The following is a 678-nucleotide window of genomic DNA, read 5'->3' as shown; positions in this document are numbered from 1 at the left end:
TGAGTCCGCGCGCTAGGTACAGCATGCCGGTGGCACGGGTGCGGATGTCGCGATGCCGGTGATTGAGGGCGAGTTGCTGCAGAGTCAGGCGCTCGGTCTCGGTCAGTTGTACGGTGCACTTCATGGAGTTCGGTGGTGAGTAGAGTCCGGGTGAGTGCAAGCAAGAATCAAGCCAATTTGTTGTGGGCACTTATTATAATAATCCGATAGCATTACCGAAATTAAACTCTCGACAATTCATTTCCTTGGCAAGCCAATCTTGCCGCTAGGCCCCCCCACTGTCGCGAAATTAGCATTTCGTCATGGGCGCCTGCGAGCCGCGTGATACAATCTCGCCATAAGCAATTGATCCATATAACGAAATGAACACAAAACCCGCCCCCTCAATATTCCAATTCGATCTATAAAATCCATCAGCTCATCACTTCCGTGGATTTCATCGCTCGCCATCGGCAAACCGCTCGCGACTTTACCCGTCGCACCATCTTCACCTTCGACCGCGTGGGCGGCGTGCTGCTCGTCAGCCTGATGCGCTCGCTGCAGGTCGAGCTCGACCAGTTCTTCTCCCGCCTTCCACTTCCGTCCGGCCGCCGCGCCAACGACGACGCCTTCCGCATGGCGCGCAAGAAGCTGCGCTGGCAAGCCTTTGTCGAACTCAATCAAGCCGTGCTGGCAGAC

Annotated in this window: 1 pseudogene; it reads left to right on the top strand. The window is 55.9% G+C overall.

From position 1 onward, the window contains the following. Positions 1–429: 429 nt before the first annotated feature. A pseudogene (locus C2I19_RS20075) lies at positions 430–678 on the top strand (IS4 family transposase); the annotation flags it as partial.

The sequence above is a fragment of the Chromobacterium alticapitis genome, from assembly GCF_002924365.1.
Lineage (GTDB): Bacteria > Pseudomonadota > Gammaproteobacteria > Burkholderiales > Chromobacteriaceae > Chromobacterium > Chromobacterium alticapitis.
The sequence above is the reverse complement of the archived record's forward strand: the minus strand, read 5'-3'. Positions and strand labels throughout refer to the sequence as shown.